A 14860-nucleotide genomic window follows, 5' to 3' on the forward strand; every position below is an offset into this window, starting at 1 on the left:
CAATGACAACCATAACACTACACAACCTCCGGAAGGAGTTCGACGACGTCGTCGCAGTCAACGGGATCGACCTCGAAATCGTCGACGGGGAGTTCCTCGTCATCGTTGGCCCGAGCGGCTGCGGCAAGAGCACGACGCTCCGGCTGCTCGCCGGCCTCGAAGACGCGACCGACGGCGAGATCGTCATGGACGGTCGAGACGTCACCGCTGTCGAACCGAAGGACCGGAACGTCGCGATGGTATTCCAAAACTACGCGCTGTACCCGCACATGACCGGGCGGCGAAACATCACCTTCGGCATGAAATCGAGCGGCGACTTCACTGACGAGGAGATCGACCGGCGCGTCGAGGAGGCCGCGGAGACGCTCGATATTGCCGACCTGCTCGACCGGAAGCCACAGGCGATGTCTGGCGGGGAACGCCAGCGAGTGGCCCTCGGGCGGGCCATCGTTCGCGATCCCGACGCGTTCCTGATGGACGAGCCGCTCTCGAACCTCGACGCGAAGCTTCGCATCCAGATGCGCGCAGAGCTCGCACAGCTACATACCTCGCTCGGGACGACGACCGTGTACGTGACCCACGACCAGACGGAGGCGATGACGCTCGGTGAGCGTGTCGTCGTGATGAACGACGGGCGTATCATGCAGGTCGACGAGCCTCAGACGCTGTACGACTTCCCAGCAAACCGGTTCGTCGCGGAGTTTATTGGCGACCCGGCGATGAACATGCTCCCCATTGACGTCGAAAATGGGACCGCCGTCCACGACGCGTTCACAATCCAGCTTCCGAACGCCGACGGGGGTGTTCGGAACGGAGTGAAGGGGGGCGGTGACGCGTCAACTCGCGACGGACAGCGGGCCGTGCTCGGCGTGCGTCCGGAGGACTTGTACTTGGCGAGTGAACGTCCCAACGCGGGCGACGAGACGCTCAACGCGACCGTGAACGTGACCGAGCCGCTCGGCGATAGCCTGCTGTTGCACTGCTCGATTGGGGAGACGCCCTGTAAGATCCAAGCGAAGGCGCGGTCCGAGATTCGCCCCGACGACACGGTTTCGATCGCGTACGACCCGGCTCGACTACACCTGTTCGATCCGGAGTCGGGTGACGCGTTCTATCACTCCGAGTCGCACACTTCGAGCGAGGGCGCGGCTGTAGCGGCGGATCACGGATGGCAGTCCCGGTAGACGACTTGTCGCGGCAGGCGACCTCAAGCTCTCACCTCGATGTGAGGACCGCATGATGATCGAAACCGTGCTAATGGCCCAGAGACAGTCCGTGGCGACTGCTCGTTTTGCGGCGAAACAGTCACGGGTCGGCATGCAATCACCCACTATGAGACCGCTGGCGGCGGCACAGGCGTGTGGGCTGAATGCCCCAACTGTGGCGAAATCTTGACCCCAATAATGCTCAGTAAACAGTTCATCCAGCAGATGGTGAGGTTCAAGCTGCCATCGACAACACACTATGAGTGCCGTCACTGTGGGTACAGCGTGGAGAAAGATGTCGATGAATGTCCACAGTGTGGCTCTCACGAGATTGCGGCCTACGATCTTGAGTAATTACTGAGGTGCTCACGGTCGGCAGAGAAAATTCACTTCCTTATGTAGCACCTGAACGCTAACATAGTACCAATTGTTACATAAGGCATGGAGCAGCCGTCACCACCCACCCCGCTCCCAAAGTATCTCGCTGAGGGGCTCCCCAAACAGGATACAGAGACACTCCAGGAGGTACAGAACTATATTGAGGCGCTCATTGAGTATCGCGACCAGTCGGTCGACACTGACGAGCTTCCCGAGGCTGCCGAGCCCATCGACGATCCCGATGGCGCAGGAAGCGGGACCGTCGTCAAAGAGAAAGTCACCTGTGGCGACGATAGCTGTAAGTGCGCCAGCGGAGACCCCGCGGATATGCACGGCCCGTATCTCTATCGTTACTATCGTGAAAACGGGACGATGAAATCGGAGTACATCGGGAAGCCAGGAAGCGAGGAGGGTGGATCAGGACAGTCAGGGTTCTAACGATCCCAGTCAAATTGATAGGTTCCAGTAAAACGACGTTACAGCGCCCGTGAGTCGGGTTCGATGATGCTGGCAAACGCGACATTCTCTTTGACTTGCTCGATCTCGACTGTTGGCTCATCACCTGGTTGTCCGCCGGGAACGATCACGACGTAGCCGCGTTCAACCTTCGCAATGCCGTCACCTTGATCACCAGTCGTCTCGATCGTCACGTCGCGGACTTCACCTTCGTCTACGGGAGGACCGTCCGACGTCGGAGTTGGTTCTTGCCCAGCCGATTGAGGTTGCTCTTCCTGAGTCCTCTGGCTTGCCGAGGATTCTGATTTCAAGATCGCGACGCGATACGTTTCGTCGGCGGCAAGCGCGTCGTGTTCAACCTCACTCGCGGGGACATCCACAATATATGACCCGTCACGTTCTTCGATTTGAGCACTAAACACAGAGCGAAGCGAATCAGAAATTTCGACCATCAGCTATCGCGGATTGTAGCTAGTCAACGTATCTAACTCTCACGTTTTGCGCTACGCGGAGATGGTAATCTAGTGTATGCTGAAGAGAACATGCAGATCCCGAACAAAAACTCCTCGAAAAGCTAGCAGGCCAGATTGGTCAGAACAGAGCGTGGGTCTGTCAGTTGGCTCTCGTCGCATCCTCAGCCCTCCCATAGATATACATTCACAGTTGTATGAGTAACGGATATGTCAACACTTCGGTCTGTCCTTCTCAACTGGAACCTGAACCGAGTGACGAGAGCTGCCGTGAGCGGTGCTGCGGTTTTCCTCGCAATTCGAGTTACTGACGGGTTCCTGATGGGACTTGGAGCGGCAGTCGTACTGGCAATGGTGCTTGATATTCCGTGGTGGCTGTACGACCGCTCCGCGCAGTCCGACGAGTGATATACACGCAGCTCTCATCGTCCGGCTGTTTCAGGTGAGAATATATCTGAAGAAGAGGGCTCTAACAGAGCCTTCAGCTTACGACTCTATCAGTGGCGATAATTTCACCGAAAATCAAATCACCCCTTCCAAGTGTCTCCCGATATGGCCACGGCCACAGACAACGACCAGCTTCAACAGAGTGGTTCCGGATCTGGCGGAGATTTCTGGCGGCACTCGTTCGAGCAGTTCATCGCAGACCTCCCTGAACCAGCATTCGTCGTCGACGCCGATGGAGACATCACGCAGTGGAACACCGCTACAGCCGATCTGCTTGGCCTCCCAGCGCGCAAAGCTGTCGGGATGAACGCATACGACGTGTTTGGCACCGAGGGCAAAAACGAGACCCTCGCCGAAGAAGTCGTCCGCACTGGAACACCCATACGTGAAAACGAGTTCCGATCCGCCGAACGACCAGATGGAACGAAAGCACATGCGCGCGCGATTGGAACCCCAATTCAGACACCAACCGGCGAGGTCGTTGGTGCTGTCGAGTTGCTCTTCGATGTCACCACCGTCGTCGAACAGCGGGAGACGCTCGCCGACCTCCAAGAAGAGCTCTCGGACAATGTCGAGACATCGATGGAGCAGCTAAGCGAGTCGACAACCGAAGTCGCGAACCGATCGAATGAGATCAGCACGCTCGTCGACGAGCAAGCAGCCGAGCTCAAGAGTACCCAAGGTGAGATCTCCGGATTCAGCGCCACTATCGAAGAGATTGCGTCCAGCGCTGAAGAAGTCAGCAATCAAAGTGCGGAATCGAGGGAACTCGCTGAGGAGTCCGTTGAGACCGCAGCCGACGTTATCGATCAAGTAGACGATACGGCCGAGAAGTCGGACACCGTCGCAGACGATGTCGCTGAGTTGAAAGACGAGATCGAGCAAGTTGAGGAGCTTGTTGGCGTGATCAACGATATTGCCGAACAGACAAACATGCTCGCGTTGAACGCCAACATCGAAGCGGCACGCAGCGACAGTGATGGGTTCGCGGTCGTCGCCGACGAGGTGAAGAATCTCGCTAATCGTTCACAAGATCAAGCTGACGAGATCGAAGAAATCGTCGCAAGGATCAAAGAGAAGGCTGCTACGGCAACTACCGAGGTAAGAGCAGGAAACGCCGAGATCCAGTCCGCGAGAGACGACATCCAAGGCCTCCTTGAAAACCAGAAACAAATCCTTACTGCGGTTGAGCAGACCGAAAGCGGGATCACCGAGATCGCAGACGCAACAGATGAGCAGGCGAGCGTGGCTGAAGGGATATCGAGTGCTGTTGACGACGTCTCTGAACGGGCTACCCTCGTGAGTGAAGAAATTACACAGATTGCGGACGAAAACGACAATCAGACAGAGATGGTCGCGGGGCTAACCCGGCAGGTCGAACAAATTGACCGCGAACTCGCTGAGGTCATGAACACGTCTGTCTAAGGTAGACATCCCGTGATGGGACAGACGAACAGTCTCATCCCACGTTTCCGCTCTAGTTCGTTGACGGTTCCTTCCGTGGGAGTGAGATGCTGACGACAGTTCCGGTCACCTCATTTTCGCCAAACTGGACACGACCGCCGAGGAGATCGGTTCCCCACTTGATGATCCAGAGCCCGAGCCCACTTCCATGGTGAAGCACAGATTCGGTTCCTTCAGAAAGTACGGATAGTTCGTGCTCGGGTATCCCCGGCCCGTTATCGCGGATTTCGATCTGTACCTGCTCGCCTACGCTGGCGACAATCTCAACATGTGGACTGTCACTGGTATTGTGTTCAGCAGCGTTTTCGATAGCGTTCGAAAGCACTGGACGAACAAGCACATCGACGGGTACCTCCTGGTCAGGACACTGAAGTTCGAATGTAACGTCGGAAAAGCGTGAGCTAACCTCTCTCAGCCGCTCTTCAAGTATCATCTCTATCGATCTGACGTCGGATTCTTCTCGAGCGCGACTGAAAAGCCGGATTGCCTCGCGACCTTTCTGTCCTAGCTCATCAATTTGAAGGGCGCTTTGTTTTACGCGCTCGGCTGCTTTCGTCGGTAGGTCCTCGCTATACCCAAGTATCAGGTTAGTTTCTGTCTTGATGTTGTGGCGAAGCACGCGATTGAGAACCTGTAGACGCTGTTCTTGGCGCAAGAACTCAGTCACGTCCTGTAACGTCACCATGCTCCCGATGACCTGCCCTCGCTGGGTAGTAATCTCGACAGTTTTGATCTTGAAGTCCCGCTTACCTGAGTGGGTTTGTATCGTGAGGAAGTCCTCAAATACTCCAGAATCTGGAAATACCTCGTACTTAGGAATCGTCTCTGGCGCAGATGATCCGAGCAGTTCGTCTTTTTGTACATTAAGCATCTCCAGTGCTGGACCATTGACGTTAATCACGTTGTCATTCAAATCAAGAACAAGTATCCCTTCTTGGGTACTATCAAATACGAGTCTTCGAGCGGTAGTGTTCGGGGCCGGATTCGTTCGCAGTAAACTGTACCGTCGAATGGCGGTCAGGTAGATGACGCCAGAAACTGAAAATGCGACTGGTGTCGGGTCAATAGGCGTGCTAAGCACGTCTGTGAGGTAGCATAGGTTTATACCCCAGGGAATGATCAACGCTCCAATCAGCGTATACGCCTGCTTCCGAAACGCAGCCATCTGGCTCAGGGCCAACCGGACTAACAGAGCACTACCCACGCCACCCAGTAGATACGTATAACCGGCGACAATCCAATACCAGACGCCTCCGCTGTCGTTCTGGACAACGCTGAGATCTGGTGTTTGTGCGATACTGATCTGTAGCAGTCCCTGAGCCGGCCCGAGAATGGCTAAAATCACGGTCACCACCGGAACGACCGTAAGTGCCGATACATATCTCCACTTCAAAAAGCGATCGTGACCGGTGTATGATAACGCAAACAGCATCCAGCCGAGTGGGATTGCAACGACGCCTATCCACATCAGGTACATCCAGAATAGCTTTGCCTCCACGCCAGGTGCTCGGAGTCGAAAAATAAGCATAAGCGACCAGAACACCTGCCCGGCCAGCAACAGTACGAGAGGTCTCGCCCCCGGAGATTGCCCCTCCCTCCACGCTAAAATAGCCGAAGCTGAGCCAAGAACGACGGAGATGTGTAGCACAGACAGCAGAAAGGTAGTAGTCGACATAGTCTCACAAGGACATCTATGTATACTAACTTTATGTCAGAGAAATCAAACCATCCCCGCTTGATAAAAAAGAGTGGCGTGGATTACCCGATGATAGCGATGAACAGTCCGCACGCCACGAACACGTAGTTCATCTCACCGAGCAACTCCAGGCGACGGTAGTCGTTACTACGCCCAATTCGACTATTAAGGAAAACCGCCAGCACTCGTCCAGCAAGAAGGACCAACGCAAAAAGTGCTGGGAGGAATCCGCTAAGAAACGCGCCAATGACGACGAGAATTGAGAGCATGTTGATGATGTACAATAGATGCCGTGTCCGCTTGACGCCGACGACAGTCGGGAACGTTGAGACATTATTTTTGACATCATCTTCGATGTCGCGGACGTTCGGAATTTCAGTGTTGACGAAAATATCGGCAAAAAAGTAAACCGCCAACACAATGGCAAGTGGCGTGATTGCGGCGTCGGCAAACACAATTGGCAGGATTACCATTGCTGTCGCCCACGCCAGTGCCACAAGCGTAGAATTAAGCACAAAGATGGTCTTCAGGCGCTTGAGCGGCACAAGCGATCGTTCAGACAAATCTACTACATACAAGATCCACGTTACGCCTGGCACGAGAGTGACCGCAAGCGCGAGTGGGCCACCAAGCGCCGAGAGAGTAATTGCAAGTCCGTATGCTCCAGCAGACGTGATCGAAAGCAGACGCCTGTGTCGCCCGATAAACGCACTTCGCTCGGACGTCGCTTGTGGGTCGTATCGCACATCGCTGATTCTATCGCCGACGTAGACACCGTAAGCGACCAATCCAACGACGACGGGTGCTAAGGATGGCTCGAGCGACAGGATCACCATCGTGACAAGCGTTCCAGCGATCCCCATGCCTACGATATCAAGTTGGAGAAAAATACAGACTCTTCGTATTCGATGCCACAGTTTCACTGATGGACGAAAACCGCTACTGGTTCCGGTAGGTTGTCTACCGGAATCCATCTGTTCTGGTTTTTTGTTTGACATTCTGTTAGGGACACCACAAGAAAACCCGCTGTTGTTTCCCTGGGTGCCAGCTGTAAATTACTCCCAACTGACAATAAAGATAGACAGAGACCGTTCGGCATATGAACAGGCTGTCTGTGGGTTTCTCAAATGATACCATTAGCTGAATGTAGGCGCTAAGCCCCCGTCCTCAACGAGCAACGCAGGGCGTAGCCCGAGTAGCGCAGTAGGGCGGGGATACAGCGCCGTCATCATCTGTTCGTACACTGTTCTGTTGCAGGCCCACAGGCCCACGTCTACCGAAGCTGTTATGCGTGTAGCGTGTATAGTGTGCATTACGGTGAAACGAAAGACAATCACGATTCGGGAGGACCAAGACGAGTGGATTGAGGACCAACACCTCAACCTCTCATCATTCGTCCGAGAGCAGTTGGACGAACTCATCGAGGAGCGCAAGTAGCGCCATGTACTACGCCTACAAGTATCGTCTCAAGCCGTCCGACGCCCACCGCAAGGAGTTGGACCGCCACCGCGATATTTGTAGGCAACTGTAGCAACTGTACAACCACACGCGCTACCGCCTCAACGAGTACCAAGACGCCCACGGCGAACTGCCGTCCATGACCACGCTTCGGTCGGAACTCCCCGACCTCAAGAAATGGTGGGACGGTCTCTCAGACGTATACTCAAAGGTTCTCCAAACCGTCGTAGAACGGCTGTTCGATAACCTCAACAGCCTCTCCAAACTCAAGGAGAACGGCTACGGCGTCGGGAAACTCAACTGGAAATCACCACGAGAGTTCCGCAGTTTCACGTACAGTCAGTCTGGCTTCAAGCTCGACAAGAAGGGCGGTCAGACTGTGCTGTCACTCTCGAAAATCGCGGACATTCCGATACGACTCCACCGCAACATCCCCGACGACGCCAGCCTCAAGCAGGTCACGGTCAAGAAGAAACCGACGGGCGAGTGGTTCGCCACGTTCGGCGTCCAAATCGACCGTGAACCGCCCGAACCCACCGAAAATCCCGAGAAGTGCGTCGGAATTGATGTAGGGATTCTCAAGTACGCCCACGACACCGACGGCACGGCGATCGAGTCGCTCGATCTCTCCGACGAGCGTGAACGCTTGGAGCGTGAGCAACGGAAACTCTCGCGGAAGCAACACGGGTCGAACAACTACGAGAAGCAACGGCGTCGCGTCGCGGAGTGTCACGCCGATCTCCGACGGAAGCGCCGTGATTTTCTCCATAAACTCTCGAACTACTACGCTCGGGAGTACGACCTCGTGGCGGTCGAAGACCTGAACGTGAAGAGGATGATGGAGTCGCCGTCGAACAGCCGCAATACGGCGTCTGCCGCGTGGCGAACGTTCTTTCGGATGCTCGAGTATAAGTGCAAGCGAGAGGGGACGCAGTTCGTGGCGGTCAACCCGAGAGGGACGACAAGAGAGTGCGCGGCGTGCGGCGTCTCGACGGAGAAGCCGTTGTGGGTCCGCGAACATTCCTGTCCTGCCTGCCGGTTTCGAGACGGATAGAGATGCGAACGCGGCGTGGAACATTCTTTGTCGCGGTATCGAGCAAGTAGGAGCGGGACGCTCCGAATTAACGCCTGTGGAGACTGCGCTCCCTACGGGAACCACCACGGTTTCTGCAAAGCGCGTCGTGGAAGCAGGAAGCCCTACCCTCAAGGAACGAGCCGCGTCGGCGGCGAGTGAGTAGGGTAGGGTAGTTCACTGATATATTGTGGTTGGGGTTCGTAGCCCCCTGGAGAGATCAATATAAAAGATAGCCCTGAAGAGGTGGGTTTCCGTGCTGTTTCCGCTATGAACAGGTTGGGCAATTACCCGCTCCGCAAAGCGGAGAACGCACAAGTGAATTCGCCTGTGTTTGTCCGTCCGTTTCTGGACGATACAGACACAACGGTGAAGCCTCGGGGCTCGTCCCCGAGGTACTTCACCTGCACAGATTGTGTCAAGCGACTCAAAAAAAGGTTCCAAGACTACTTCCGATTGCAACACCGACGGCGATTTTCGTACAGGTTTGCCAAGACTGCGAACTGAAGCTATAGAGGAGGAATACAACAGGAACCGCTCCGATAGCCGCAGCAGTCCAGTCTGGGATATACTGAAATAGATTTATCCAAAGATAGAGGACAGTAATACTTACCCCGATTATAAAAGCAAAAATACGAATCCACTGAAACTCTGACCGGTCTGGCCCATTAGATGGATTTTCTTCTTCGAGAAGATCACGCTTAGAGGGCATACTTAAATGTATGTGCCCCCGCCAATATGTTTTTTTGTAGCGCATCAGTCGGAGCCTAATAGCAGACTCTCAATCACTAAGCTAAACCCTTTAATTCGGAACAGTGACTTATATTCACGTCTATCATAGAACTATTTCAAGTTAGAATATATTTGAATGAGAATATTTTAACAAAGCCAGATACAAGTATATCCCTAGGGAGCGCAGTCTCCACAGGCGTTAATTCGGAGCGTCCCGCTCCTACTTGCTCGATACCGCGAGAAAGAATTTCTCAGTGCGGTCGAGAATCCTCGCCTTCAGGGCAATGAAGGTGTCAATTGCTCGTGCGGCTGTACAAATAAACCGACACGATCGCGAGGAAGGCCTCCGCAATTTTCGTAATGGTGACAATTGGGTTAATCTCCCCATTCATGTAGAACGCTTCAATCCCCCACCCTCGGAACGGGAATAACGCAAGAATCGTCACCAACGAGTATACTGCAGCCACAAGGAAAAATGAGCGTCGCCAGAACCGGGTGAAATATACTGCTGCTCCGCCGAGGAAACCCAGTCCGTTGAGCACGAAGAGCACTGCCAGCACAACGCTCATTTCAATCGCTCGTGTCGTCGCCACGAGATGGATGAGTCCCGTAATGAGGGCCAAAAGAACCGCCACATACCCGATCGGTTCTGACGGCCACTGAAACATACTGTCTGACCTTGTTGTATGGTTTGTACCCATACGCACAATACTGGCTGAACATATAAAAAGGAACATTGCTATATAGAATCGTGGGAATCGGCTGTTTAACCAATTTCAAGTGCCGGAGATCGACTTATCCGACCCAACGAGAGTGCGAACACGGCGCGCAAGGACCGTGGGCGGGAACTGTCCGCACACTGACCTTCGGACACACCCGAACGTTTCGACACTGGCGTGAATTGTCGCTGCCGGGCCAAGCTCTTGGCGGAGGATGTGCTCGTAGGCGGCGATCTGGAGTTCATACCGCGGTTGCGTTGCGTCGTGTGACTCATTCAGCGCAATTTTGAGATCGGCCAGTTGCCACTCGCCTCCGCCCAGATCTATGAGGATATCGGCCTCACCATGAACTTCTACCTCAACCGCTCCAGCAGTCACGAGTCCACTCAAATCGTGGTCGACATAGACAGCTTCTGCTGCTTGGATCTGGGCCCACAGATCGGACTTGAGGAAGTCCGCCACGACTGACACGTGGAAGAAGCTGACGAGGCCACCACGTTCAGTATCTGGAAGCATCTCGATCGACTGCGGCGTTATCTGTTCCATCGCGTGCTGAAGCGCGCTTCGGACGGGCTTGCTCCACGCATCAATCTCGGTGGCCGGCACGTCCATCTCGATGAGGGTGAGTAAGGCCTCGTGGAGACAGGTTCCGACGGCCTCTGGCCCAAGCGTCTCGAACGTGATTGGGAGGTCGTCGGCCACCGCCTCAGTGTCGGTGTGTATCGGCTCGTCGAGGAGGTGGGCACCCACGGTAGCGTCGACATCGTCAGTCAACGGATAGGCCGTACTCGGGTCGAGAAAACGTGGGACCCACGACTCCAACTGATCGCGTCGAGGCGGGACGGCACCCGTCACCGATAGCGGCGTGGCGTACATCTCGCGTGTCTCACTGCCGTCGACGTCATTCACACCGATCGTCAAATCACCGGCACTGGACGGCTCGTCGATCGCATACGTGGGTGTTCGTCCAGGCGAAAACTCGAGTGTCTCAAACAGGGTATCGAGCCAGCGATCACGCGGCTGTGCCGTGCCGGGTAACGTCTTCGGAAGCGGGATGACGAGATGGTCACGTGCCCGAGAGAGTGCCACATACAGGAGTCGCCACGCCTCCGCACGCTCGTTGGCTGCGACTGCCTGGAGCTGGTCGGGACCAAGCAGGTGCGGGCCCCCACCGTCGGCGCCGTCGAGCCAGTGCTCGGTCGCCCACCGCAACCCGATATCGCGTGATGCAGCACCCTGTTTATCGCGACTGTCACTGCTTGGCGTGTAGAGTCCCCCATCGAATGGTGGCAGTTCGATATCGGGTGCTGTCTCGACGTTCGTCGGCGGCGCTAACGCCGCAACGCCACCCTGCGTCATGAACCGCTGAGAGAACGGGCCAGTGTCCCAGAGCTTGAACCCCGGCGTTGCGAGCACAATCACATCGTCTTGATCGCCTTTGAGCCGATGAACTGTGCTGAAGACGACGTCAGCATCAGTGGTCACACTCGGGATATCGGGCCCCTCGCTCGGGGCCGCCCGAAACGGCGCGAGTAGGTCACCGAGGGCGGCTGGTGGGTACTGCGTGTCCGCTTCCCAGTCGGCGACGGTGCTCGTGAGCGCGTCGAGCGCGGCTACTCGTTGTGCTGCCGGCAGGTCGGTGAACTGGTCGCCCGGGTCGGCTCGAAGCGCGAGTTGCTCGATGATGTCTTCCAGATACACCGACGCTGGAACGCGATGGAACCGGCCCAGCTGACCGCGAAGATCGCGCAGGCCACAGAGGATGTCTCGGGTTTCGGCGTCGAAGTCGTCGGCCGCACAGATAATGTCAAGGTCGTACCCAGCCCGCTCGAAGCAGTCGTGGGCGCCTGTGAAATCGAACGGCGAGTCAGTCAACAATGCGCGTGTCTGGGCCCGATCGGTCGGCGCAGTGAGCCAGTCACACACGGCGAGGACCGCCTTGACCACGGGACACGCAAAGAGTCTCGAACTCGCGTTTTGAACGGTCAGTCCTTCGGCCTTGAACGCGTCTTTGTACGCGTCCATCCGCGTTCGCTTTCTGAAGACGACGGTTATCGACTGTGGCGACCCGGTCTCGTCAGTCAATGTCCCATCAGCGAGGCCTTGTGCGATGTACGTCGCAAGGATGTTCGCCTCGCCAGCGCGGCCGTCGGGGTTGACCCACCGTTCCGTGTCGGGCGCTGCCCCACCGGTGAACGCGGCGACGTGGATGCTCGGGTCGGCGGTTGGATCCCGAGATGCGTCGAGGCCGGGGTAAGTCGCCGCAAAATCATTGAGCCCCCCGCGAGTTGGATCGTCAAAGACGGGCCGCATGATGGTGTTGATGCCGGCGGCGATATCGGGGGTTCCACGATAAGTTGTTGCGGCTGTCACCGTCGCATGGGTGTCCCAGTCGAAACCCAGATACTGGCCCTCGCGACAGGCGGTCGTGAACAGCGACGGATCGGCATGTCGCCAGCGGTAGATGCTTTGGAGCGTATCGCCACACGCGAGGACGCGCATCGAGGGAGTGACGAGCTGTGACAGTGCTGCGTGCTGGATAATGGAGATATCCTGTGCTTCATCGATGATCACGCTATCGAGCCGCGCGTGGTACCGCTGACGCAGGGCTGTGTGCTGGTCGGTGGTTGGCCCATCGCCATCGACTGGCCAGTCACGCTTGAACACACTGGTGATGAAGAAGGCGACATCGGTGTGAGAGACCACGCCATACTCGCGGATCAGGGCTCGGTACTGCTCGCGGTAGGCTTCAAGCACGTCACCAAACGCTGTCAACGTCGTGTCCCACGCGTCATAGAGACGCTGGTCAGCAGCCACAAGGTCGTCCCACGCCGCTGCTGAGAGAGCCGCGTCGGTGTCAGCTGCGGCGTCGGCGTCGACGATGTCTGCGATCGTCGCCACGATATCCGCACGACTGCTGGTTCGTCCCTCGGGATACACTGCCTCCTGTGTGGTACGGAGTTTGCGTTCGAAAGCGGTCGTGGTGAGTCGCTGATCGCGACAGTACTTGACGGCGTTAGCGAGCATCTCTGCAGGAGTGGCTGCCCAACGGCCATCCGGGTATGCTGCTTCCAGTTCGGCTATCGCGTCTTCGTGGGCCGGATCGGCAGCGACAGCATCATAACACGCGTTGTGAACCGTTTTCAACAACGCCTTATTCCCGACCGTTGGCGTCTCTTCGAACCCCAGGTCGGTAGCCAGCTCTTCGAATACGTCACGCAACACGCTGTCGACAGTACCGATGAACGGTGCGTGCCGGACCCGTGTCACGAGATACGCGATATCTGACTCGGTGAGTGACGCTGCCTCGGGGATCAACGCATGATCCACGATCTCCCGAATGTGTTCACAGACACCGGGTCCGATCGCGGCCGCCTCATCGGTGGTAAACGACATGACGGCCACGCTCTGGGCAGGTGTCCGATCGCCACGAGCGTACCGCCGAATGATGGTTTCGGCCGCGATTCGCTGCATCGTCAGTGATTTGCCAGCACCGGCGACACAGTTCATGGTAAACAGTCCCGACTCGGCGTCGACGAATCGGTCTCTGATCGTTGCTTGTGCGTTCCGGAGTCTCCGTGGGTCGTCGTCGTTACTCATGAGATGTCTTGGTGGGTGCTGGAACGGTATCTGTACTCGCAGAGAGGAGCGCGGCAATCGGCTCAGGAAGCTGCGGTGTCGTGCTCACCAGTTGGGTGCGAGCCTGCTCGGAGACAGTCTCCATCTCGAGTGACGCAAGAAACGGCGAGGGGTACACAACACCACCGTCGGCGGTCTGTGTGTACCGCGTCACGATCACGCCGCGCTCGGCGGCACGCATCGCATCGGCGAAGTGATCGCGATCACGGCCGTTTCCCCACGCGGTTCGCGGCGCAACGATATCTGTCTCACCACCTCCCGCGAGAACGGCTTCCTGGAGCTCTGTGGGAACAACGCTGTCAATCTGGGCCGGCCACTCGGCTGCTGTCGCGCCGACCGCGATAACGAATGGAGCAGACAGCGCCCACACGTCGTTTGCCTCCATAATGTCGATGGCCCAGGCGTTCGAGTGTTCACGGCGGCCCGGGCGTTGTGTCGCCAGCAGCTCACACAGCTCCTGTACAGCGTCCCACGATCGGGAGACCGTCCCGTCTGCGAGCCATTCGTCGTATTTGTGCGAGACCTGCTCGACGAGCCGAGTGACCCTGACGGTTGCTCGCGCGGCCGTCTCCGTCGCCATGAGCGCCAGTGAGTCAGCCTGCTTGCGGGCGGGCACGCTCGTCTCGCGATACGCGTCGATCGACGCGCCCAGAACCGTTCCAACTGTCTCTGGCGTTGGCTCGCGCTCGGCATGCGACAGTAGCCAGTCACAGTAGGTTGTGAGTCGCTCGTCCGTGGTGTGTGTCTGTATCGTTTCGGCCCACTCGGCGATCGATCGATGCCCAGGGGGAAGGGCCTCGAGAGCGGCCTGGATCGTCGACTGTTCGAGTGGCCAGCTGGCTGTATCCGTAAGTGGTGCCCACCGCTGCGCCACTGGTTCCAACAGCGTTGTAGCAGCGACGTCGCCGGCGCCAAAGAGCGTACAAAGCGCCGCTATCAGCGCGTATGGTTCGGTGCGGGTCACGCGCAACTGTGTCCAAAACACTGGCGTCACCCCATACTGGATGGCTGCCCGGGTCAGCGGCTGTTCATACGGATCAAGATCGCGAGCCACAACGACGATGTCGCGGACGTCCACGCCACGATCGCGAAGTTCGCTGATCGTCGCCATCACAGCACGCGCT

At 56.9% G+C, this 14860-nt stretch carries 10 protein-coding genes and 1 pseudogene; 5 read left to right on the forward strand and 6 right to left on the reverse strand.

Going from position 1 to position 14860, the window contains the following annotated elements; genetic code table 11:
• Positions 1 to 2: 2 nt before the first annotated feature.
• Together EXE50_RS08745 and EXE50_RS08750 are read left to right on the forward strand one after the other, a co-directional pair.
• On the forward strand, positions 3 to 1184 hold the full coding sequence (locus EXE50_RS08745) for an ABC transporter ATP-binding protein (RefSeq protein WP_053771994.1): 1182 nt from the start codon (positions 3 to 5) through the stop codon (positions 1182 to 1184).
• 462 nt (positions 1185 to 1646) lie between these two features.
• Entirely contained in the window at positions 1647 to 2021 is a 375-nt protein-coding gene (locus EXE50_RS08750) for a DUF6788 family protein (RefSeq protein WP_077152295.1), read from the forward strand.
• A 38-nt stretch (positions 2022 to 2059) separates the two neighbouring features.
• On the opposite strand, the gene EXE50_RS08755 is transcribed toward EXE50_RS08750, so the two are convergent.
• Entirely contained in the window at positions 2060 to 2491 is a 432-nt protein-coding gene (locus EXE50_RS08755) for a TRAM domain-containing protein (RefSeq protein WP_077152296.1), read from the reverse strand.
• A 228-nt stretch (positions 2492 to 2719) separates the two neighbouring features.
• Between EXE50_RS08755 and EXE50_RS08760 the strand changes: the two genes are divergently transcribed.
• Both EXE50_RS08760 and EXE50_RS08765 read left to right on the forward strand, forming a co-directional pair.
• Positions 2720 to 2917, forward strand: coding sequence for a hypothetical protein (locus EXE50_RS08760; protein WP_077152297.1), 198 nt, complete (start codon positions 2720 to 2722; stop codon positions 2915 to 2917).
• Positions 2918 to 3061: 144 nt separating this feature from the next.
• On the forward strand, positions 3062 to 4381 hold the full coding sequence (locus EXE50_RS08765) for a methyl-accepting chemotaxis protein (protein WP_053771996.1): 1320 nt from the start codon (positions 3062 to 3064) through the stop codon (positions 4379 to 4381).
• A gap of 52 nt (positions 4382 to 4433) precedes the next feature.
• Here the strand turns inward: EXE50_RS08765 and EXE50_RS08770 are convergent, their stop codons facing one another.
• Positions 4434 to 6095, reverse strand: coding sequence for a histidine kinase N-terminal 7TM domain-containing protein (locus tag EXE50_RS08770; RefSeq protein ID WP_240471155.1), 1662 nt, complete (start codon positions 6093 to 6095; stop codon positions 4434 to 4436).
• Positions 6096 to 6178: 83 nt separating this feature from the next.
• Complete coding sequence (locus EXE50_RS08775) at positions 6179 to 6979, reverse strand: UbiA family prenyltransferase (RefSeq protein ID WP_240471156.1); 801 nt, start codon at positions 6977 to 6979, stop codon at positions 6179 to 6181.
• Positions 6980 to 7557: 578 nt separating this feature from the next.
• Between EXE50_RS08775 and EXE50_RS08780 the strand changes: the two are divergent.
• Positions 7558 to 8812: pseudogene (locus EXE50_RS08780) on the forward strand (RNA-guided endonuclease InsQ/TnpB family protein).
• A gap of 859 nt (positions 8813 to 9671) precedes the next feature.
• Here the strand turns inward: EXE50_RS08780 and EXE50_RS08785 are convergent.
• The 3 genes from EXE50_RS08785 to EXE50_RS08795 all read right to left on the reverse strand — a co-directional run bounded on the left by EXE50_RS08785 (position 9672) and on the right by EXE50_RS08795 (position 14847).
• Positions 9672 to 10079 (reverse strand): hypothetical protein, encoded by a 408-nt coding sequence (locus EXE50_RS08785; protein ID WP_053770043.1) that lies wholly within the window; start codon positions 10077 to 10079, stop codon positions 9672 to 9674.
• 75 nt (positions 10080 to 10154) lie between these two features.
• Positions 10155 to 13697, reverse strand: a complete 3543-nt coding sequence (locus tag EXE50_RS08790) for a UvrD-helicase domain-containing protein (RefSeq protein ID WP_137704832.1) — start codon at positions 13695 to 13697, stop codon at positions 10155 to 10157.
• A complete protein-coding gene (locus tag EXE50_RS08795) occupies positions 13690 to 14847 on the reverse strand; it encodes a hypothetical protein (RefSeq protein ID WP_137704833.1) in 1158 nt (385 codons plus the stop codon). The genes EXE50_RS08790 and EXE50_RS08795 overlap by 8 nt, the downstream gene beginning before the upstream one ends.
• Positions 14848 to 14860: the final 13 nt, after the last annotated feature.

Source organism: Halorubrum sp. ARQ200, from assembly GCF_005435115.1.
GTDB classification, from domain to species: Archaea; Halobacteriota; Halobacteria; order Halobacteriales; family Haloferacaceae; genus Halorubrum; species Halorubrum tropicale.